This is a genomic window from Streptosporangium amethystogenes subsp. fukuiense (assembly GCF_042665875.1).
GTDB classification, from domain to species: Bacteria; Actinomycetota; Actinomycetes; order Streptosporangiales; family Streptosporangiaceae; genus Streptosporangium; species Streptosporangium fukuiense.
The window spans coordinates 3,281,024-3,301,796 of the sequence record NZ_JBHTEE010000001.1; the positions used below are offsets into that span (position 1 = coordinate 3,281,024).

Sequence of the window (20,773 nt, forward strand, 5' to 3'; positions counted from 1 at the left end):
ACCGCCGGTCGCGGCCGGTCCCCGCGGGCGGTTCCGGCGGTCAGCCGACTTCGGCGGACGCCCTGCGCTGCTCCTTGCGCTTCTCCCGCTTGAACATCAGGACACGCAGCGGGATGGCCGCCACGATCGTCATCTGCATGACGGCCCCGACCTTGATCAGCGTGTCGCCACCGGCCAGGCCCGCGACCCAGATGGTCAGGCAGGCAACGTTGATCATCATCCAGGCGAGTACCCCGGCGGCCACGTTGCCCTTGGGCTTGGGGTACTCGATCCGGCTCACCATGAGATACGCCACACCGAAGATGGGCAGGATCGTCCAGATCGACGGGGGGAACAGCAGTACGACCGAGACCACGGTCATGGCGCCCATCGGGATGGGCAGGCCCATGAAGTCGCCGCTCTTGGTCTTCACACAGGCAAAACGCGCCAGCCGGATGACCCCGGCCAGCAACACGGACGCCGCCGCGGTCATCACCAGCAGGAACGGGATCTGCTGATTGAACCCCGCCCAGATGACCACCATGAAGGCGGGGGCGAAGCCGAAGCTGATCACGTCGGCGAGGTTGTCCAGCTCGGCCCCCATGGCCGAGGCGCGGAACTTCCTGGCCACCAGGCCGTCGAACAGGTCACAGGTGGCACCGATCAGCAGGAGCACCACGGCGGTGCCGAAGAACCGGGGGTCGGCCGCGAAGGGCTTGCCCTCCTGCAGCGCGTTGATGGCCGACCAGGAGAGCACGCAGACCGCCAGGAAGCCACAGAGGGCGTTGCCCAGCGAGAGGGAGTCGGCGGCCGACAGGCGGAACGCCTTGCCCACGGGTCCTCGCGGCTCGTCGTCCGTCTCGTCCATCGGCCAGCTCGCGTCAGCCGTGGTCAAGACCGGTCACCCCCGCGACGGTCCGCTGGCCCACCGAGACGGCCGGGGCGATCCCCTCGGGGAGATAGACGTCGACCCGCGAGCCAAGCCTGATCAGGCCGATCCGCTCGGCTCTGGCGACCTTCGCCCCCTCGGCCACGTAGGGCACGATGCGGCGGGCGACCGCACCGGCGATCTGGACGAACTCGATGTCGCCGAGCGCGGTGTCCAGGTGCCAGACGACCCGCTCGTTGGTGTCACTGTCCTTGTTGAACGCGGGCAGGTACCCCCCGGAGACGTGCTTCACCGAGGTGACCGTGCCGGCCAGCGGCGCCCGGTTGACGTGCACGTCCAGTGGGCTCATGAAGATCGCCACCCTGGTCCGGCCGTCCGGCCATGGATCGATGCTCTGCACCACACCGTCCGCGGGCGACAGGATCCGCCCGGTGCCCGGAGTCCGATCCGGATCGCGGAAGAACCAGAGCATCCCACCGGTGAGCGCGGTCAGCGGAACCGCCGCCAGCGCCCAGCGCCGGTCACGGCGGCTGAGCAGGGAGGTCACGGTGGCGGCGGCCACGGTCGGAAGCAACCACGGGGAGACGCCACGTGCCAGGCCCAGCGGACCTGGCCGGTGGCTTGCTGAATCGTGGGACACAGGGAACCTTTTGTGATGTCTTGCGGCATTAGACCGGTATGTCTACCCGCTCTGGGGCAGGATGTTACCCATCTCTTAGCCCTTATAAGGCGCAATGAGACAAGCAAAGCGCCTCACACGCCGATTCGCTAGCCCTGCTCGACACTCGCCGGGGTGGTGTTTTCCTTGCCTGCGCGAGCATCACGCCGGACCTTCGCGAGGCTGATCACGGTGGTGACGGCCATCGTGACGACGATGACCGACAGTGACACCCAGATCGGCACCTCGGGAGCCCAGGAGACGCCACTGGAGTGCAGCGCCTCGAGGATCAGCTTAACCCCGATGAAACCGAGGATGAACGCGAGACCGTAGCTGAGGTAGACCAGCCGCTGGAGCAGACCTCCCAGCAGGAAGTAGAGCTGGCGCAGACCCATCAGCGCGAACGCGTTCGCGGTGAAGACGATGAAGGCGTCGGTGGTCAGGCCGAAAATCGCCGGAATCGAGTCGAGCGCGAACAGCAGGTCGGTGGTGCCGATGGCGATCATGACGATCAGCAGCGGGGTGACCATGCGCCTGCCGTTGACCTTGACGACGACCTTGGAACCCACGTAGTCGTCGGTGTGCGGCAGCACCCGCCGGGCCCAGCGCAGGACCGCGTTCTCCGGAAGGTCCTCCTCCTGGCCGAACTGGCGGACGAGCTGGACCGCGGTGTAGATCAGGAACAGGCCGAAGACGTAGAACAGCCAGCCGAAGTTGGCCAGGGCGGCGGCGCCGAGAGCGATGAAGATGCTGCGCATGACCAGCGCCATCAGGATGCCGATCAGCAGCACCTTGTGCTGGTAGATCCTCGGCACCGCGAAGCGGGTCATGATGATGTAGAAGACGAAAAGGTTGTCGACGCTCAGGCTGTACTCGGTGATGTAACCGGCGAAGAACTGTCCCGCGGAGGTGGGGCCCGCGAAGATCCACAGCACGATACCGAAGATCACCGCGAGGGTGACGTAGAAGCTGACCCAGAACCCGGCCTGCTTGAGGGAGAACTCCCGCGGCTCACCCCGGTCGACGATCCACAGGTCGAAGGCGAGAACGACGAGCAGACCGCCGATAACGGCCAACCATGCCCAGACAGGAACAATCACAACTGATAAACCTCCGGCGGCGCGCACGACAGACTGCCGGAGGTCTCTCCCGCCCGCATGAGGCATCAACTGAGTCAGTCGAAGTGCGGACCGACAGCCCCGGGGGCCTCGTGGAGCGAGGCAACACCGTGATGACGAGACTGCCGCGAAGGGATACTCCCCCCCTAAACACGCCAGTATAGGTCTCCGGCATGGTGGCACCTAATCCAACATCACGGCCTCTCCGCCTGTTCCGCCGGGCTTCCCGCCTCGCCCGCCGCAGGCTCCAACCCCCCTCCGGAGGACCTGGTGCGGACCGCGAGCGGGCCCCTTCAACCCCTCGGGGAAAGCCCGGCGTAGACCACCAGCACCGCCTCCAGCGCCTCCGGTTCACCCGGCATCCCACGGCCTCGCCTGGCGGCGGCGGCGGCCAGTTCCGCCGCGAGAGCGTCGTCGGCGAGCACCCTCGCGACCGCGTCGCGCATCGCCGCGACATCCCCGTACGGCACCAGCAGCCCCGCCTCACCCACCATCGCCGGGATGCCCCCCACCGCGGTGGCGACGACCGCCGTCCCCGCCCGCAGGGCCTCCTGCACGGTGAGCGGCTGCCCCTCCCAGCGGCTCGGCACCAGCAGTGCCCTGGCCACCCCGAGCAGATCCCCCACGTCGGTACGGGCACCGAGCAGCCGCACCGGCAGGTTCTCCCGGTCGATCCGTTCCTGCAACTCCGCCCGCAACGGCCCCTCCCCCGCCACCAGGAACACCGGCCCCGGCGCGCGCGCCGCGTCCCGGCGAACCTCCGGCAGTGCCTTCGCGACATCGAGCAGGGTCTCCAGGCCCTTCTGCTGGGCGAGCCTGGCGACCGTCAGGAAGATCACCCGCTCTCCCGTACCGAGCTCCCGCCGGATGTCCCCGGCCTCACGCCCGGAAGGGGGCAGCGCGGGCGCCGGGACCACGGCGGCCTCGACGTGCCCGGCCCCCAGGTGGGCCATCCGCTCCCCCAGATCGGGGGAGACGACCAGGATCCGGTCGGCACGGCGGGCCACGATCCGTTCCAGGAGGCCGTAGACCGCGCCGACCACGCCACCCGCCGTCGCGGCGTTGTGCAGGGTCACCACCAAGCCGGTCCCGGTTCCGGCCAGCGCGATCGCCGCCAGCGCCCCGGCTCTCAGCCCGTGGGCGTGCACGGCATGCGCCCCGCGCAGCGTCCTGAGCGCCGTGACCGCCCGTAGATCGTCGAGCGGGCGAGGTCGATCGGAGATCGGCACCGGCACGAAGCGCGCGCCGAGTGCGGCGAACCCGAAGGCCCGCTCCGTGCTCGGGGGACCCGCCACGACCACCCGGTGGCCGCCGCGCACCAGCCCTCCGGCCAGCATGGCGACGTGCCTGCCGACCCCTCCCTCGCTCGTGCCCAGCACGAACGCCACCCGCGTCCCCTGATCAGCCATCGAAGCCGTTCCCCTCCTTCACCGGTCCCCCGCGCAGTCGTGCCAGCAGCGCCCGGGCGTCTCGCCTGTCGATCATCATCGCCACGGCCGTGAACACGGCCGTCCCGGCGATCGCGGCGGCCAGTCCGACCGCCACGGACTCCCACCTGGACACCGCTCCGAAGGCGTCGACCAGGGTCAGCCCCGCCCCCCAGGCCGCGACACCGCCGACCAGGGCGGCCAGGAAGGTGCGCGGCGTTCCCTCCAACGCGGCCGCCCCCCTGGCCCGGAGCACCGCGAGGACCAGCAGCAGCCCGCCGACGGTCATGCCGATCGTGCTGCCCAGCGCCAGTTGCCCGACCACGTCGGCCGGACCCGCCGCGGCGTGGGCGAGCACGACCTGTGCCGCCAGTGCGACGGCCCACCCGGTCACCGAGGCGACCGCCGCCGACCGCCCCAGACCGCAGGCGTACAGGATGCGGGCCAGGTGCAGCATGAGCGCGTACCCGACCACACCGGGCGCGAACAGCGCGACGGCCCTGGCCATCTCGGTGGGCTCCCCGCCCGGGGTCTCCTCCAGGAAGACCCGCGACACCGGCAGCGCGACCGCCGCCATCACTCCGGCCGCGAGCCCCGTGACCAGCAGCACGATCCGAGTGGTGGAGGAGGTCAAAGCGTTGAACCCGGGCAGATCCCCCTCTTCGGCGCGGGTGGACAGCACCGGGAAGGAACTGGTGGCGATCGGCATCACGAGCACCGCGTACGGCAGCTGGTACAGCGCCCAGGCGTAGGTGTAGACACCGATCGCGCCCTTGCCGCCCAGGTCGTTGGCCAGATGGATGACGACGAGCAGCGCGACCTGTTGCGCGATCAGCACGGCGATACCGGCGGTGGCGAGCCCGCGCGCCCGGGCCGCGACCCCGGGCGGGAACGACAGCGAGGGCCGCAGCCGGAGCTTGAGCCTGGCCACCGGGACGACCACGGTGAGCACCATCGCCGCGGCGGCGACGGTCGCGCCCAGGGAGAGCGAGAGCTGCCCCGCGGCGGTCAGGTCCGCCAGGTCCCCGGCGGCCGTCCCGTTGAGCACCTCGAACAGCAGCATGGAGCCGACGATGAGCAGGCTGGAGACCAGCGGAGCCAGGGCCGGGCCCATGAACCGCCGGTGTGCCTGGAGCACGCCGTACAGGACCACTGCCAGCCCGAAGAAGATCATGCGGGGGGCGAAGACGACGAGCATGCCGGTGCCGACCTCGACGACCTCCGCCAGGTCGCAGCCGCCCGGACCGCCCACCAGCAGCGCGACGACCGGCCCGGCGAACGCCACGATGAGCAGCGTCAGCGGCACCATGACGAGCATCACCCAGGTGAGCAACGCCGAGGTGATCTGGCCGGCCTCCGCCCTGGCCTCGGGGTCGTCGTCGGCCCGGGAGGCCGCCGAGGCCAGCACCGGCACCACCATCCCGGCCAGCGCGCCGCCCGCCACCAGCTCGAAGACGATGTTGGGCACGTAGTTGGCGGTGTTGTAGGCGGTGCTCAGGCAGAGGTTGCCGACGGTCTGCGACTGGACGAGATAGCGGCCGAACCCGACGAGCCGGGCCAGGACGGTCACGATCCCGATGAGAAGTGCCGCTCCCGCGACCCCCCGGGCGATCCTGCTGCTCATCGGGTGGCGGGTGCCTGCTCCACGGGACGACGGCCGAGCATGTCGAAGCGGTGCAGGACGGGGTTGCCCGCGATCACCTTGGTGAAACTGACCTTCTCCGAGGCGGCGGTCAGCGCGACCACCGTGCCGAGCACGGCCAGGCGTCCCGGACGGCCCAGGGTGACGGCGGCGGTCAGGCCGACAAGCGCGCCCAGCGCGTTGGCCCCCGCGTCGCCGAGCATGGCCCGCTCGCCGAGGTCCTCGGGCAGCAGCGCGGCGGCGGCGCCCATGGGAAGCGCGGCCAGGGTGGCCGGGACCGGGTCGCCCCTGAACAAAGCCGCGGCGAGCAGGGGTGCGCCGGCGAGCAGCCCCACCTTGACGGCACGCCCGGGACGCAGATCGAAGAGGTTGGCCAGGTTGGCGCTCCCGGCGATCAGCGTGCCGTTGACGGCGACGTCGAGGGGCGCGCGGGAGACGGCGGCCGCGGCGGCCAGGCCGGTCGCGCCGATACCGAGGATCTTCACGGCCCCGCTGGTGACCTCCCCCTTGGCCAGGGCGCTCAGATGCCCCTTGAACCCCTTGGAGGAGGTCGCGCCGTACAGGTCGTCGTAGGCACCAAGACCACCGGCCCCCACGGCGGCCAGCAGCGCCGCCACCCGGGCCCTGCCGGTCAGACCGGGGATCACGGCCGCCGCGGCACCGGCACCGGCGACGAACGCCGGGCCCTCCAGCAGGGTGATCGGTTCGCCCCTGTGGTTCGTGCGCGCCCAGGTCTCCACATCGCCGACCGGAGGCCTGCGGGTGAAGGCCGCGTACGCGGCACGCGCGGCGACCGCGCCGAGGAGCGCACCGGTGAGGGCACCGAGAAAAGCACGACGAGCCATCGGGTCATCCTCCGGAGGTGGCCGTGACGGCCGTGGGGGTGGGCGTCGCGCTGGGCTTGATACCAGAGACGCCGGAGCCTATGCCGTACTGGCCGGCGAGCCCGGCCAGTTGCTCTCGGAGAGCGTAGACCACCACGACCCGCCCCGCGGGCATATCCGCGGTGTCGACACTGGAGACCTTCTCCGTGAAGGAGGTGTCCTCGCGGAGCGCGGTGATGATCCCACCGGCCGCGGCGGAGGTCTGCGTACCGGCCACCACCGTGCCCTGGCCCACCTCGTCGAGGCCCAGCGCCAGTGCCACGAGCGCGCCCGCTCGCCCGGCGGCGGTCTCTCCGGTGTACGCCTCCGCGGGGGCGATCATCAGGGCCAGTTCCGCGCGCTTGGCGGGATCGTCGGTGACGGTGAGCAGGCCGGCGCGCTGGAAGGCGTCGAGGATGCCCACGCCGGCCGGATGCTCCTTGCCCGCCTGGACGGGGTCGCTGGTCACGATCGCGTCGGCGAGCACCTGGGCCGCCTTGTCGTATGCCGTGTCCTCGACGGGGAAGACGGTCTCGGCGGCCTTGGCCCCGACGGCCAGCTTGTCGACGAAACCCGTCTGGGCGGGGTCGATGTACCTCTCGGTCAGGGTGATCCGGCCGGTCACGATCGCCCCGGCCTCCTCGATCACCTGCTGCGCCGACTCACGCACGCTCACCGTGGCGCCCGGCGCCTCGACGACCACGACGCGCCTGCCCACGAGCGCGTCCTGGACCAGCCGGGGGGTGTCGGCGGCCACGAAGGCGTCGTTGCCCGCCTCGCGCCGCTGCAGGGCCTCCACTTGGGTGCGGAGCTCGTTGTTGCCCTCGCGAAGCTGGTTGGCCAGGCCCTCGCTCGCCTTGATGACGGGGTCTTCGAGGAGGGTGGTGCCCAGCACGATGCCCACCGACAGCGCGAGGAAGATCGCGACGATGGAGACGAGGTGATAGCGGAAATCGATCACGAGAAGAGTCCGACCAGCCAGAAGATGAAGCCGCTCCAGATGTCGCGGACGCTGTCCAGCCAGATCTTGCCCACCGGAGAGACGACGATCGCCACTCCCATGGTGATCAGCGTGGTGGCGACGAGCAGGAGCAGGGACGGGGTGGAGATCCGGCTGCGGTAGAGCCGGCTGACGCCCTTTGCGTCGACGAGCTTGCTGCCCACCCGCAGGCGGGTGAGGAAGGTGCTGGCCATGCCGGAGCGCCCCTTGTCGAGGAACTCCACCAGCGTCGCGTGGGTGCCGACGGCGACGATGAGGTCGGCGCCCTTGTCGTCGGCGAGCAGCATGGCGATGTCCTCGCTGGTGCCGATCGCCGGGAAGAGCACCGCGCTGCGGCCGAGCTGCTGGACCCGTTCCAGTCCCGGCGCCCTGCCGTCGCGGTAGGCGTGCACGACCAGCTCGGCACCGGTGGTGAGCGCCTTGGTGGAGACCGAGTCGAAGTCGCCGACGATGATGTCCGGCAGGTAGCCGGCCTCCAGCAGCGCGTCGGCCCCGCCGTCCACCCCGATCATGACCGGGCGGTACTCACGGATGTAGGGACGGAGGGCGGCGATGTCCTCCTTGTAGTGGTAGCCGCGCACCACGATGAGGACGTGCCGGCCCTCCATGACGGTCCGGATGTCGGGAACGCCGATCCCGTCGATGAGGAGGTCACGCTCGCGGCGGACGTACTCCATGGTGTTGACCGCGAACGCCTCGATCTGCACGGTCAGCCCGGCCCGCGCCTCGGTCATCGCGGCCTCGACGGATTCGGGGGTCTGCACGTCGCCCTTGCCGACCGCCTCATCGTCGAGGTAGACGACGCCCTCGTGCAGCCGGACCAGGTCTCCGTCCTTGATCCGCTCGAACAGCTCGGAGGTGGCGTTGTCCACGAACGGCACTCCGGCGTCAACGATGATCTGCGGGCCCAGGTTGGGGTAACGGCCGCTGATGCCCGCGGCGACGTTGACAACGCCTGCCGCACCGCACGCGACAAGCGCCTCCGCGCTGACCCGGTCAACGTCAACGTGATCGATAATCGCGATTTCCCCGGCCCTGAGGCGCTTGGTCAGCCTCTTGGTCCGCCGATCGATTCTCGCCACTGCCGTCACCCCGGGAAGGTCCGTGACCTTCCTGCGGCGGAGGTACCCGGTGAGCCTGTCTTGAAGCCCGTCAATCGGCACCTTCATCACGACCATCCTGCCAGAGTGAACGACCAGGAGAGCCAAACAGTCGGCAGCGTGTCAGGTACGTCACCAGTGACCCCCGCCACCTGCTCCCCCGGAACATACGGATTACTCTTTCAAACCGCTACTTACTCCCTCGTCCCTCCCGGGGATGTCCGGTCACACCTTGTCGGCGGCCGCGATCGACAGGAGCTCCTCCGCGTGCGCGCGGCCCAGCTCGGAGTTCTCAAGCCCGGCGAGCATGCGGGACAGCTCCCGCGCCCTGCCGTCCTTGTCGAGAGCGATCACGCCGCTCCGCACCACGCTCCCGTCATCGGCCTTCTCCACGACGAGATGCTGGTCGGCGAAGGCCGCCACCTGCGGAAGGTGGGTGACGACGATCACCTGGGAGGTCCTGGCCAGCCGCGCCAGCCTGCGGCCGATCTCCACCGCGGCCTTGCCGCCCACGCCCGCGTCGACCTCGTCGAAGACGAACGTCGGGACCGGGTCGGCGCCGGCGAACACCACCTCGATGGCGAGCATCACCCGGCTCAGCTCGCCGCCCGAGGCGCCCTTGTTCAGCGGCAGGGGCGGCGAGGCGGGGTGTGGCGACAGCCGCAGCTCGACCTCGTCGACACCGTGCGGGCCGAACTCGGGGGCGGCGGCGATGGTGACCACCACCCTGGCGTGCGGCATGGCAAGCGCGGTGAGCTCCTCGGTCACGGCCTGCCCGAAGCGCTCCGCGGCCACCGACCTGACCCGGGTCAGGTCGGCGGCCAGCTCGGTGAGGCGCCCGGTGAGCTCCTCGTGCTCGCGGGTGAGCTCACCGATGCGGTCGTCGTCACCGTCGAGCTCCGCGACACGCGCGGCGGCCCGAGCGGCCCAGGCGAGCACCTCGGCGCTGTCCTGGCCGTACCTGCGGATGACGTGGATGAGCGCGGCCCGCCGCTCCTGCACCGCCGCGAGCCGGCCCGGATCCGCGTCGATCGACTCGGCGTACGCGGCCAGCTCGGTGGCGACGTCGGAGATCAGGTAGCCCGCCTCGGCGAGCCTTTCGGCGATACCGGCGAGCGCCGGGTCGAAGTCGCGCACCGCCTCGACCGTCGTGCGGGCCTCGCCGACCAGCGCGATGGCGTCCGGCATGGCCTGCTCACCGGACATCGGGTCACCGAGCAGCGCCCGGTGCGCCGTCTCGGCGGCGCTCCGGAGGGAGTCCGCGTGGGAGAGCCGTTCCTCCTCCTCGCGCAGCTCGGTCTCCTCGCCGGCCTTGGGGTCGACCCTCTCGATCTCACCGAGCCCGAACCTCAGCTGGTCGGCCTCCTGGGCACGCTCCCTGGCTCTGGTGGTCAGCTCGGCCAGCTGTTCCGCGATCTTCCTGTGCCGCTTGTACGCCTGCTCGTAGGCGCGCAACGGCTTGACCAGTTCCTCGCCCGCGTAGCGGTCCAGCGCGGCGCGCTGGCGGCCGGGCTGCAGCAGCCGCTGCTGGTCCATCTGGCCGTGCACGGCCACCAGGTCCTCTGCCAGGTAGGTGAGCGTGCCGACGGGGACGGTACGCCCGCCCAGCCAGGCACGGCTGCGCCCCTCGACGGAGACGGTCCGCGAGATGATCAACTCGCCGTCCTCGACCTCGCCGCCCACGTCCTGGACCTGCTGCGCGACCCGTCCCGCCGGATCGACGATCAGTGTGCCCTCGATGGTGGCCCGCTCGGAGCCGGGACGGACCCGGGCGGGATCGGCCCGGCCGCCGAACAGCAGCCCCAGACCGGTCACCACCATGGTCTTGCCCGCACCCGTCTCGCCCGTGACCACGGTGAATCCCGGCGATAGCACCAGGACGGCCTCGTCGATCACGCCGAGCCCCTGGATTCGGACCTCCTCGACCCTGGGTCGCACTGGTCCCTCCCGTCACATCGAATTCACCGAACATCAGTGCGGTGCGCGGGCACGATCCTACGCGCTTGAGACGTCACCCGCCCTGCCGTACTAGGGCCTCACACGTCCGCGCCACCCCTGTACAGGGAGATCGAACTTGGCGACCAACCTGTCGGTGAACGGCGCGCCCGTGTCCTCCAGACCGTGCAGCCGAGCCAGTCGTACCGGTAGCTCGGCCCGTCGCAGTTCCACCCTCGCCCCGGCGGGCAGGTCGAACCTGCGGCGCCCGTCGCACCACAGCACCGCTCCCGCGGTCTCCGTCTGGACCTCCAGCGCGAGCCTGGAGCGGGGCGAGACCACCAGGGGCCGGGAGAACAGCGCGTGGGCGCTGATCGGCACCAGCAGCAACGCCTCCACCTCGGGCCAGACAACCGGCCCTCCCGCGGAGAAGGCGTACGCGGTGGAACCGGTCGGCGTGGCGCAGATCACCCCGTCACACCCCCAGCGCGACAGCGGGCGCCCGTCGATCTCGGCGACCACCTCGAGCATCCTCTCGCTCTTCTCGACGGTGGCCTCGTTCAGCGCCCAGCTGTCGGCCAGCAACTTGCCGTTGAGGCGGGCGGTGACCTCGATGGTCATCCGCTCCTCGACGTCGTAGCGACCTTCCACCACGCTGTCGACCGCGACCGCCAGGTTCTCCACCTCGGCCTCCGCCAGAAAGCCCACATGCCCGAGGTTCACCCCCAGCAGCGGCACGCCGGCCGGGCGGGCGAACTCGGCCGCCCGCAGGAGGCTCCCGTCGCCGCCGAGCACGATCATCATCTCGGCGTCGTCGACCGCCGCCGAACCGGCGGGCACCACGTCGGCCCCGGCGCAGGCGATCTCGTCGGCCTCGGCGCTGAGGACGCGCACGGTCAATCCGGCGTCCAGGAACCGCTGGATCACCATCCGGGCGCTGTCGACGGCCGCCGGCCGGCCGGTGTGCGCGGTGACCAGCACGACGCGCTTGGCAGTCATCTCATCTCCTCGAGCGTGGAGACCCCGAGCCCTGGCTCTGGGGAGGAAGTCCAACTCAGCTCTTCCAGTGTGGGTGCCCCGAGTTTCGGCTCCGGGCAGGATGTCAGGTCGTGTTCTCCCAGGTCGCCCGCTACCGGGGGCCCTCCGCCACCGCTCGCTCGATCTCGGCGCCGAGGTCGGCGACCGGCGGAGCCCCCTCCCCCTTACCCAGCCAGATGACGTACTCGACGTTGCCCGACGGGCCGGGCAGCGGGCTCGCGGTGACCCCTCGCACGGCCAGGCCGAGCGCCCGCGCGGTTTCGGCCACGTCCCGGACGGCCTCCGCGCGGAGCGCGGGATCACGGACGACGCCGCCCGCGCCGACCCGCTCCCTGCCGACCTCGAACTGGGGCTTGACCAGCATCGCGAAATCGGCCCGCTCAGCGGCGCAGCGCACCAGGGCGGGCAGCACCAGGCGCAGCGAGATGAAGGAGAGGTCCCCGACGACCAGGGTGGGCGCCTCGCCGACCATGTCCGGCGTCAGGTCCCTGACGTTGACCCGCTCCATGACCGTGACCCTGTCGTCGGTCCGCAGCGACCACGCGAGCTGGCCGTAGCCGACGTCGACGGCCAGCACGTGGGCCGCACCGCCGCGCAGCAGCACGTCTGTGAAGCCTCCGGTGGAGGCGCCGGCGTCCAGGCAGCGGCGCCCGGCGACCGTGAGGCCGAGGGGACCGAACGCCTCCAGCGCGCCCAGGAGCTTGTGCGCCCCTCGCGAGACGTAGTCCGGGCCCCCGGTCTCCTCCACCACCACGATGGCCGAGGCGGTGTCGACCTGGGTCGCCGGCTTGGCCGCCACCCGGCCGCCGACGCTGACCCTGCCTGCCTCGATGAGCTGGGCCGCCTGTTCCCTGGAGCGCGCCAGCCTCCTGCGGACGAGTTCACTGTCGAGGCGTACCCGCCGGCTCACGGGTGCCGGTCCGGGGCGTCGTCCACCGAGGCGAGCGCCTGCTCCAGTCCGGTGAGCACCTCCTCGAAGACGTCCGCGTGCGCGGAGACGGGCAGGGCGCCGAGCCGGGCGAGCCCGCCCAGCGCGGCGTCCGCCCGCTCGTCGCCCGTCTCCTCAAGCAGGTCCGTCATGCGCCCCCTCCGGATCCTCTCCTGGCCGCCTCGGCCGTCGTGGCCGTCCCGGCGCCCCTTGCCGCCGCACGGACGCGACGCTCACCGGTCCCGTGCCCGTGAATTCCCCGACCGTATCGGAACCCGCGTCCCCCGTCGCCCCGGCGGGCCTCCCCGGTTCCGTCGCCTCCCACCTCCGGCCGCCCTGACGTGGGCCGGGAGTGCGGTTTCTTCAAAGCTGGGTAAAGCGCGAACTATCGCGGGGGGCTCGCGCGTTGTCATCTCATTAAGATCGGCGGCCGCCCAGGCACACCCTCCTCGGGGTTTCGTGCGCCGCGGCGTACGCCTCTTTCCCGGCACACCCCCGCGCCGGATTGCATGCCGTACCCATGTGGAACGCTACCGTCCGTACCTGAAAGGGATTCAGGCCGGTCCGGAAGAGAAGGGAGCGCCACGCGATGGCGACCGTCGACGAGTGCCGGGCGGCACTGCGCAAACTCGGCGAGCAGTTCGACGAGGTTGACCAGGCAAGCCGCGCCAAGCACGTGGTCGAGCGCAGTATCAGCTGCCACATCAAGGATCTCGGCGTGACCTTCTACGGCCGCATCCACCACGGCGGTCTCGGCCCCTTCGAGGATCTGCCCTCGGACGACGGCAGGGAGGCAGAGGTGAAACTGACCATCGGCAGCGATGATCTCGTCGCCCTGGTCAACGGGGAACTCGACATGGGGCGGGCCGTGTTCGGCGGCCGGGTCAGGGTCGACGCCAGTTTCGGCGACCTTCTCCGCCTGCGCAAGCTTCTCTGAGGGTCCCGCCCGAGGGCGGGATCACCTGGGGGGCCGTCTGGACGAGGACGGCACTCTCAGCCTGCGGGCGAGAACGCGGAGTCGAGTGCCGCCTTCACCGCGTCCTCGTCCGCCCGGCCCTCCCCCGCGGCCTCCCAGGTCGCGGCTGAGGCGGCGCGGAGGCCGTCGAGCGGCTCGCCTCCTCCCTCAAGGGCGAGGGCGCCCTCCTGCCAGCGGGCCGTCCACCCGTCGCAGGTCCACCCGTCCCGGGCCCGCCGTACCACGGGATAGGGCCGGTGCAGTGCGGACAGATCGTCGGCGACATAGGTCGGCCGGTGTCCGGGAGCCGCGGTCAGCACGTCGAGCGCGTTCGCCACCCCCGTCAGAACCAGCAGGCTGTCGACTCCGGCGTTGGTCGCCCCCTCGATGTCGGTGTCGAGCCGGTCGCCGACCACCAGGGGGCGCCGTGATCCGGTACGGAGCATCGACTCCCGGTGCAGGGGCGGCTCGGGCTTGCCCGCGACGATCGGCTCCACTCCGGTCGCCGTGGCGATGACCCTGACCATCGCGCCGTTGCCGGGAAACTCGCCTCTGCCGGTCGGCATGGTCGAGTCGGCGTTCGCGGCCACGAAGAGCGCTCCCTCACGCACCGCGAGTGTCCCCTCGGCCAGCAGACCGTAGGAGAGGTCGGGGGCTATGCCCTGGACGACCGCGACCGGGCTGTCCAAGGCGGTGCTGACCGGACGCAGACCATGGGCGCGCAACGCGGTGCGCAGTCCCATCCCGCCGACCACCAGCACCGCGGCACCCGGCGCGACCCGCTCGGCCACGAGCCGTGCGGCTGCCTGGGCGGAGGTGACGACGTCGTCCGGGGTCGCCGGAGCGCCCAGCGCGCTCAGGTGCTGGGCGATGGCGCCGGGGGTGCGTGAGGCGTTGTTGGTGACGTAGGCGAGACGCACACCGCGCTCCGCCGCCCGGCGTAGCGCCTCGGGCGCCCCGGGTACGGCGTCGCGTCCGAGATACACCACCCCATCGAGATCAAGGAGGAGGGTGTCATACAGGTCGATCAGCGCGTCTGTGTCCACCGACCTATTTCATCATCCACGTTCCATTGCTCGCACAGATCACATACGGATCACATCCGGCGGGCCCGTAACGTGGCGCGCACGCTTTTCAAAGCGGAGACGTAGTGCCGCTGGTCGGGCCGCATCGCGACGGCGATGGCCAGCGGCTCCTGGGCTCCTTCCATGTCCCCGGTCCGCCACAGGGCGAGCCCGAGACCGAAATACGCGTAGTCCTCGGCTGGATTCGCATCGATGATCCAGCGAAAGCTGTCGACCGCGTCGGCGTACTGCCGGGAGTTGAACTGCGCCCGGGCGAGAGCCTCACGGATGCTCCGGGACTCCGGCTCCGCGTAGGCCGCCCGCTCCAGCAGCGCGGCGGCCGCCGCCGGGCTCCCCTCGGCCAGCAACCTCATCCCTCGTTGAAACCATTCGTAGACGTCCCCGACCGGAGCGCCCGTCTCGGGGTTGGGGGAATCAGACGGACCGCTACGTCCTTGGACCATTGTGTGAGGCCTCCTTCATCGACAGACGACAGATCTGGCCGACTCCCTGACGGGACCGGGCACCACCGCAGCCTCGAGACGGCGCCCGGCCGTTTCAGGCCTTTATGGCAGCATGCCCTCTATGGCGAATCCTGAACTGCCGGTGCCCGACGGGCTGGTGCTACGCCCGTTCCACGGCGTACGGTTCACGGTCGACGATCTGGCCGGGGTCACCTCGCCGCCTTACGATCTCATCGACAAGGCGGGCGTACGGGAATTGCTCGACACCCACCCCAACAACGTGGTGCGTTTGATCCTTCCCGGCATCGACCAGCCCAGGTACGCCGAGGCACGGGAGAGACTTCAGGAGTGGCTCTCCTCCGGGGTGCTGGCCGCCGACGAGACACCCGCGATCTACGTCTACGAGCAGTCCGGGCCCGGGATCCTGCAGCGCGGACTCATCGGCGACGTGGGCCTGGCGGGGCCGGAACAGCACATCGTCCTGCCTCACGAGAACGTGATGCCCGGACCGGTCGCCAACCGGCTGGCGCTGATGCGCACCACGGAGGCCAACCTGGAGCCGATCTTCCTGCTCTACGACGGCGCGGGCGGCGCCGCCACCCGCCTCGTCGACCGGATCGCCACCTCCCGGCCTCCGCTGGCGGAGGCGGTGACCGGCGACGGGGTCAGGCACCGGCTGTGGGCCGTCACCGACACCGGTGAGCTCGCCTCCATCAACGCCGATCTCCGCCCCCGCCAGGCTCTGATCGCCGACGGGCACCACCGCTACGCCACCTATCTCGAACTCCAGCGGGAACACCACGCCGCGAGGCCCGAGCCCGGGCCCTGGGACTTCGGTCTCGCGCTCCTGGTGGACTCCAGCGCCTATCCCCCGCATCTGAAGGCCATCCACCGGGTCATTCCCGAACTGCCGCTCGGGGAGGCACTGGCCAAGGCCAGGAGCTCCTGGCAGGTACGGGAGCACGCGGGCCTGACCGAGGGGCTGGCCGCGCTGGAGGAGAGCACCGGACCGGCCTACCTGCTGTCCGGCGGGGGTCCCGCCTACCTGCTCACCGATCCCGACCCCGACAGGCTCGCGCACGCCATGCCGACCGACCGCTCGGCCGGGTGGCGGGCGCTGAACACCTCCATCCTCGCGGAGTTCCTTCTGCCGAAGGTGTGGGGGATGCGGGACGACGAGCGTTCGGTGCGCGTCGTCCACCACGATCCGGAGGCCGCCGTACAGCTCGCGCGGGCCTCCGGCGGGACTGCGGTGCTGCTGCGCCCGCTGGCGGTCGAGGACGTGCTCGCGATCGCGGCCCGGGGGGAACGGGTACCCCGCAAGTCCACCTCCTTCGGCCCCAAACCCCGCACCGGCCTGGTGCTGCGTCTGCTCACGAGCGGCCCGGCCCCTCAGCAGGCCGGGGCTTTGAGCGACTCTGAGGTCTCTGGCTCCTGGAGGTCCGAACAGTGACCGGGTTCACGCGTTCACCTCCGAGACGACACCTTTCTTCACATACGGAAGTGAGCGGACGAGGACGACTCTCTACGATGTGAGCTGCGCCGGAATGGCCGAATACCGTTCTGGGGACGCCGGTTCCAGATATGAGGTGACCTGTGGACAACATCACCGCCCTCGGCGGAGACGTCTATGAGATCGACACGAGGATGGCCGGATACTCCAGTATCACGGCCGGATACCTGATCCTCGGAGATCGGCCCTGCCTGGTGGAGACGGGCACCTCCACCTCGGCCCCCGTGGTACGCGACGCCCTGACCTCGCTGGGCGTCGGCCCGGCGGATCTCGCGACGATCGCTGTCACGCACATCCACCTGGACCACGCGGGCGGAGTCGGGGACCTCGCCGGTTTCTACCCGGACGCGGAGATCGTGGTTCACGAGAAAGGCGCCCGGCATCTCGCCGACCCGGCCAGGCTGATGGCCAGCGCGCGAATGGTCTGGGGTGACAAGCTGGACATCCTGTTCGGCGAGCTCTCCCCCACCGAAGCCTCGCGGATTCGCGCGCTAGGCGACACAGGCACCATCGACCTCGGCAACGGACGCACGCTGAGCAGCCACTACTCCCCGGGACACGCCAAACATCACGTGGGGCTCATCGACTCCGGTACCGGTGACCTCTATGTCGGCGACGCGGCCGGGGTCTACCTTCCGGAGACGGGCGACCTACGCCCCGCCACGCCCCCGCCGGACTTCGACCTGCAGACCGCGCTGGACTCGATCGCCCTGTTCAGGGCGCTGGGCCCGCAACGGCTGCTCTTCAGCCACTACGGACCGGTCACGGACGTGGAGGAGATTCTGGGACGCTCCGCCGAGGAGTTGCGCGTCTGGGTCGACCTGACCCGTCAGGCTCGCTCACAGGCCATGGACCTGGACCACGCGGTGGCCATGGTCAGGGAGCGGACCCGCGACCGCTATGCGGCGCTGAAGGCGGACGAGGCCACCGCCGAGCAGTTCGAACTGCTGAGCGGCGCCCCGTCCAACGTGGCCGGCATCCTGCACTGGCTGGACCGGACGGAGTCGTAAGGACGCGTCCTTACCAGCCAGGACCGCGCTGGAATCGCCGTTTCGGGGGAACGGGCCGTTCGCCCGCTCCCCCGAAATACCGCGAAGTCCCCCGGGGAACTACTTCTCCTCGGGCTTGCTCCGGCGGTTCTGGCCCTGCTCGTCGTCCTCGTCCCGATCGTCGTTGACGTCGGGGGCGTCCCGGAGGATGTCGCCGAAGTCAGGTTCGATGAAGGCCGGCTCGACAGCCTCCTGGATCTTCCGCTCGGTACCGGCCGTTCCGTTCGGGTCAGCAGTGCCGTTGTACAGGGCATCACCGATCACGGGCTTTCCCGTGCCGAACGCCTCCTCGTAGAGATCGTCTTCGTCCTCGATGTCCGCGTCCAGCGTCGCCACGTCGTCGAGATCGGCGTCGATCTCGTCATCGTCATCATCGTCGACGTCGTCCAGGAAGCGGTCGTCGTCGGCTTCCTCGTCCTCGAAATCGTCGTCCTCTTCGAGATCCTCGATGACAGCCCCGGTCAGCTCCGCGTAACGCTCGGCCGCATCGGTCTCACCGTCCTCGTCGAAAGCCATCGCCCGGCCGAACCACTCGGTGGCGGGCCCCTCGTGACCCGCCTCGAACAGCGCGTCGGCGTAGGCGAAGGCGAGACGGGCCGACCAGGGCTGGGGACGCGTGTCGCGCAGCTCGGGCAGGCGCTGGAGGGTGATGACCGCGGCATCGTGCTGACCGAGATCACGCCGGGCGCCGGACTCCACGATGGCGAGCTCGATCTTGCCGACACGGTCGAGCCGCTCGGCCTCCTTGGAGCGGACCAGATCGAGGGCGCGCTCGGGGCGGCCGAGGCCACGCTCGCAGTCCGCCATGATCGGCAGGAACGAGTCAGAACCCGTCATCCGGCGGGCCGCGCGCAGGTCGCTGAGTGCTTCGGAGAAGTGGCCGGCATGGTAGGCCGCGATGCCGACCGCCTCGCGGATCACTCCGATCCTGGCCGCGAAGCGGCGGGCGACCTTGGTGTGCTCGTACGCCCGCTCCGCGTCGCCCTCGCCCAGAGCCCTCTCGGCTGCCACGAGGTGGCGGGAGATCAGCTCCGCGAGGTCGAGCGGGAGGGAACGGAGCTCCTCGCGAATCTCCTTGTCGAGCTCCTCCGCGGTGATGTCCGGGGCGAGCTCCGGCAATTCCTCACGCTGGCGACCGGGAGCCTCGTCACGGCCACCGGACCGGTCATCCCGGCCATAACGGGTGCGTGACCCCTCGCCATCGCGGTCTCCCCGGTAACCGCCACCGGGACGGTCGTCGCGGTTGAACGGCCTGCGCTCACCACGATCGTCACGGTTGAACGACGGCCTGTCCCCACCCGGACGGTCATCCCGGTTGAACGGCCTGCGCTCACCGCTGTCAGGACGCGAACCATAACGGCTACGAGCCTGGTCACGGTCACCGTACGAACGACGCTCCCCACCGGGACGGTCATCACGGTTGAACGGCCTACGCTCACCACGATCGGGACGCGAACCGTACTGACCACGAGCCTGATCACGGTCACCGTACGAACGACGCTCCCCACCCGGACGATCGTCACGGTTGAACGGCCTGCGCTCACCACGATCATCACGGTTGAACGACGGCCTGTCCCCACCGGGACGGTCATCACGGTTGAACGGCCTGCGCTCACCACGATCGTCCCGGTTGAACGACGGCCTGTCCCCACCGGGACGATCGTCACGGTTGAACGGCCTACGCTCACCACGGTCATCACGGTTGAACGACGGACGATCTCCCCGGTAACCACCACCCGGACGGTCATCACGGTTGAACGGCCTACGCTCACCACGATCGGGACGCGAACCGTACTGACCACGAGCCTGATCACGGTCACCGTACGAACGACGCTCCCCACCCGGACGATCGTCACGGTTGAACGGCCTGCGCTCACCACGATCGTCCCGGTTGAACGACGGCCTGTCCCCACCGGGACGATCGTCACGGTTGAACGGCCTACGCTCACCACGGTCATCACGGTTGAACGACGGACGATCTCCCCGGTAACCACCACCCGGACGGTCATCACGGTTGAACGGCCTACGCTCACCACGATCGGGACGCGAACCGTACTGACCACGAGCCTGATCACGGTCACCGTACGAACGACGCTCCCCACCCGGACGATCGTCACGGTTGAACGGCCTGCGCTCACCACGATCATCACGGTTGAACGACGGACGATCTCCCCGGTAACCACCACCCGGACGATCGTCACGGTTGAACGGCCTGCGCTCACCACGGTCATCACGGTTGAACGACGGCCTGTCCCCACCGGGACGCTCATCACGGTTGAACGGCCTGCGCTCACCACGATCATCACGGTTGTAGGAGGGCCTGTCCCCGCGGTCACGGGCTCCGTAGGAACCGCCTCGGGACTGGTCGCGATCACCGTAGGAACGCTGGTTGTCAGCACGCGGTCCCGAAGACCTCTGCCCACCGCCCGGCCGGTCGTCGCGATTGAAGGGAGGACGACCGGAACCACGGTCGTCACGGTTGTAGGACGGCCTGTCGCCGCGGTCACGAGAGCCGTAAGAACCGCCCGGGCGCCCTTCTCGGCGCTCACCATATCGGGGGCCGTCTCCCGGACGTCCCCTGTAGCCACCTGCGCGATCGCCGCGGTGACCTCCCTGACCGCCAGATCCGCGGTTCTCGCCCTCTTCGCGTCGACCCGCGCCTTCAGGCCGGTTGTCACTGTTCACTTCTGGTCCATTCGTTGGCTCACTCTGCGAGCGCGTCCCATCTCCTCGATCGGATGGGACGGTCGCTGTGCGGGCGGTCTCCGGCCGCGGGGTGCGCCCCGTTCGCTATCGCTGCCCCGCCCTATCGTGGTCTGGCGCGACGAAGGCCACCCGCTGGTGGGGTGGCCCGGCCTCTCCAGCCTAGCAAGCCATTGAAACTCCATACGCCCTTCACCCACACCCGCAAATGATCACGAAGCCGGATTTCAGAGTGCTGCGGAGTCCGATCCCCGCCTGCCACCGCAGGTTCGGTGGAGCAGGGGGGTCGCTCAGCGGAGGCTCTTCCTGACGGCAAAAGGACTCCAGCGGCCCATCGGAAGTCTTGAGATCCAGCCGCAACCCCTTGTTCGGAGGCTCTCTGGAAATCACTACGAAACCGGTAGAAGCCGATGCCGGCCCTCAACACGGAAACTCACTGAAAACTCCG

Annotated in this window: 19 protein-coding genes; 3 read left to right on the forward strand and 16 right to left on the reverse strand. The window is 70.0% G+C overall.

Translation table 11 applies throughout. The features are described from left to right. Positions 1-40: 40 nt before the first annotated feature. The 12 genes from pssA to ACFQVD_RS14405 all read right to left on the reverse strand — a co-directional run bounded on the left by pssA (position 41) and on the right by ACFQVD_RS14405 (position 12,729). Positions 41-874, reverse strand: a complete 834-nt coding sequence (gene pssA / locus ACFQVD_RS14350) for a CDP-diacylglycerol--serine O-phosphatidyltransferase (protein WP_343968999.1) — start codon at positions 872-874, stop codon at positions 41-43. Further along, positions 861-1,508 carry a phosphatidylserine decarboxylase gene (locus ACFQVD_RS14355; RefSeq protein WP_343968997.1) on the reverse strand — a complete coding sequence of 216 codons (648 nt, stop codon included), beginning with the start codon at positions 1,506-1,508 and terminating at the stop codon, positions 861-863. Before ACFQVD_RS14355 ends, pssA begins: the two co-directional genes overlap by 14 nt. 128 nt (positions 1,509-1,636) lie before the next feature. After that, positions 1,637-2,626, reverse strand: a complete 990-nt coding sequence (locus ACFQVD_RS14360; RefSeq protein WP_343968995.1) for a TerC family protein — start codon at positions 2,624-2,626, stop codon at positions 1,637-1,639. Positions 2,627-2,937: 311 nt separating this feature from the next. Continuing rightward, entirely contained in the window at positions 2,938-4,053 is a 1,116-nt protein-coding gene (locus ACFQVD_RS14365; RefSeq protein WP_343968993.1) for a glycosyltransferase family 4 protein, read from the reverse strand. After that, entirely contained in the window at positions 4,046-5,695 is a 1,650-nt protein-coding gene (murJ, locus tag ACFQVD_RS14370) for a murein biosynthesis integral membrane protein MurJ (protein ID WP_343968991.1), read from the reverse strand. The genes ACFQVD_RS14365 and murJ overlap by 8 nt, the downstream gene beginning before the upstream one ends. Then, a complete protein-coding gene (locus tag ACFQVD_RS14375) occupies positions 5,692-6,558 on the reverse strand; it encodes a hypothetical protein (protein ID WP_343968989.1) in 867 nt (288 codons plus the stop codon). Before ACFQVD_RS14375 ends, murJ begins: the two co-directional genes overlap by 4 nt. A gap of 4 nt (positions 6,559-6,562) precedes the next feature. Continuing rightward, positions 6,563-7,537 (reverse strand): copper transporter, encoded by a 975-nt coding sequence (locus ACFQVD_RS14380; protein ID WP_343968987.1) that lies wholly within the window; start codon positions 7,535-7,537, stop codon positions 6,563-6,565. Next, positions 7,534-8,745: a putative cytokinetic ring protein SteA gene (steA, locus tag ACFQVD_RS14385; RefSeq protein WP_343968985.1), complete on the reverse strand. Its 1,212-nt coding sequence runs from the start codon at positions 8,743-8,745 to the stop codon at positions 7,534-7,536. The genes ACFQVD_RS14380 and steA overlap by 4 nt, the downstream gene beginning before the upstream one ends. A gap of 156 nt (positions 8,746-8,901) precedes the next feature. Beyond that, a complete protein-coding gene (recN, locus tag ACFQVD_RS14390; protein WP_364151260.1) occupies positions 8,902-10,614 on the reverse strand; it encodes a DNA repair protein RecN in 1,713 nt (570 codons plus the stop codon). 90 nt (positions 10,615-10,704) lie between these two features. Next, positions 10,705-11,610: an NAD kinase gene (locus tag ACFQVD_RS14395; protein ID WP_343968981.1), complete on the reverse strand. Its 906-nt coding sequence runs from the start codon at positions 11,608-11,610 to the stop codon at positions 10,705-10,707. A gap of 130 nt (positions 11,611-11,740) precedes the next feature. Then, on the reverse strand, positions 11,741-12,559 hold the full coding sequence (locus ACFQVD_RS14400) for a TlyA family RNA methyltransferase (RefSeq protein WP_343968979.1): 819 nt from the start codon (positions 12,557-12,559) through the stop codon (positions 11,741-11,743). Beyond that, a complete protein-coding gene (locus ACFQVD_RS14405; protein ID WP_343968977.1) occupies positions 12,556-12,729 on the reverse strand; it encodes a hypothetical protein in 174 nt (57 codons plus the stop codon). Before ACFQVD_RS14405 ends, ACFQVD_RS14400 begins: the two co-directional genes overlap by 4 nt. A gap of 437 nt (positions 12,730-13,166) precedes the next feature. Here ACFQVD_RS14405 and ACFQVD_RS14410 point away from each other — a divergent pair, with 437 nt between their 5' ends. Further along, a complete protein-coding gene (locus ACFQVD_RS14410) occupies positions 13,167-13,514 on the forward strand; it encodes an SCP2 sterol-binding domain-containing protein (protein ID WP_030905074.1) in 348 nt (115 codons plus the stop codon). A 56-nt stretch (positions 13,515-13,570) separates the two neighbouring features. Here ACFQVD_RS14410 and ACFQVD_RS14415 read toward each other — a convergent pair whose 3' ends face one another. After that, complete coding sequence (locus ACFQVD_RS14415) at positions 13,571-14,578, reverse strand: HAD-IIA family hydrolase (protein WP_343968974.1); 1,008 nt, start codon at positions 14,576-14,578, stop codon at positions 13,571-13,573. Between the two features lie 50 nt (positions 14,579-14,628). After that, positions 14,629-14,970 (reverse strand): tetratricopeptide repeat protein, encoded by a 342-nt coding sequence (locus tag ACFQVD_RS14420; RefSeq protein WP_350966146.1) that lies wholly within the window; start codon positions 14,968-14,970, stop codon positions 14,629-14,631. Between the two features lie 202 nt (positions 14,971-15,172). On the opposite strand from ACFQVD_RS14420, the gene ACFQVD_RS14425 reads away from it, so the two are divergent. Beyond that, the gene (locus ACFQVD_RS14425) at positions 15,173-16,513 is read left to right on the forward strand and encodes a DUF1015 family protein (protein WP_425580407.1); all 1,341 of its coding nucleotides are present in this window, start codon (positions 15,173-15,175) and stop codon (positions 16,511-16,513) included. A gap of 143 nt (positions 16,514-16,656) precedes the next feature. After that, positions 16,657-17,583, forward strand: coding sequence for an MBL fold metallo-hydrolase (locus ACFQVD_RS14430; protein ID WP_343968968.1), 927 nt, complete (start codon positions 16,657-16,659; stop codon positions 17,581-17,583). Positions 17,584-17,682: 99 nt separating this feature from the next. On the opposite strand, the gene ACFQVD_RS14435 is transcribed toward ACFQVD_RS14430, so the two are convergent. After that, the gene (locus tag ACFQVD_RS14435) at positions 17,683-18,741 is read right to left on the reverse strand and encodes a hypothetical protein (RefSeq protein ID WP_386271286.1); all 1,059 of its coding nucleotides are present in this window, start codon (positions 18,739-18,741) and stop codon (positions 17,683-17,685) included. Then, entirely contained in the window at positions 18,648-20,300 is a 1,653-nt protein-coding gene (locus tag ACFQVD_RS14440) for a hypothetical protein (protein WP_386368511.1), read from the reverse strand. Before ACFQVD_RS14440 ends, ACFQVD_RS14435 begins: the two co-directional genes overlap by 94 nt. Between the last annotated feature and the right edge of the window lie 473 nt (positions 20,301-20,773).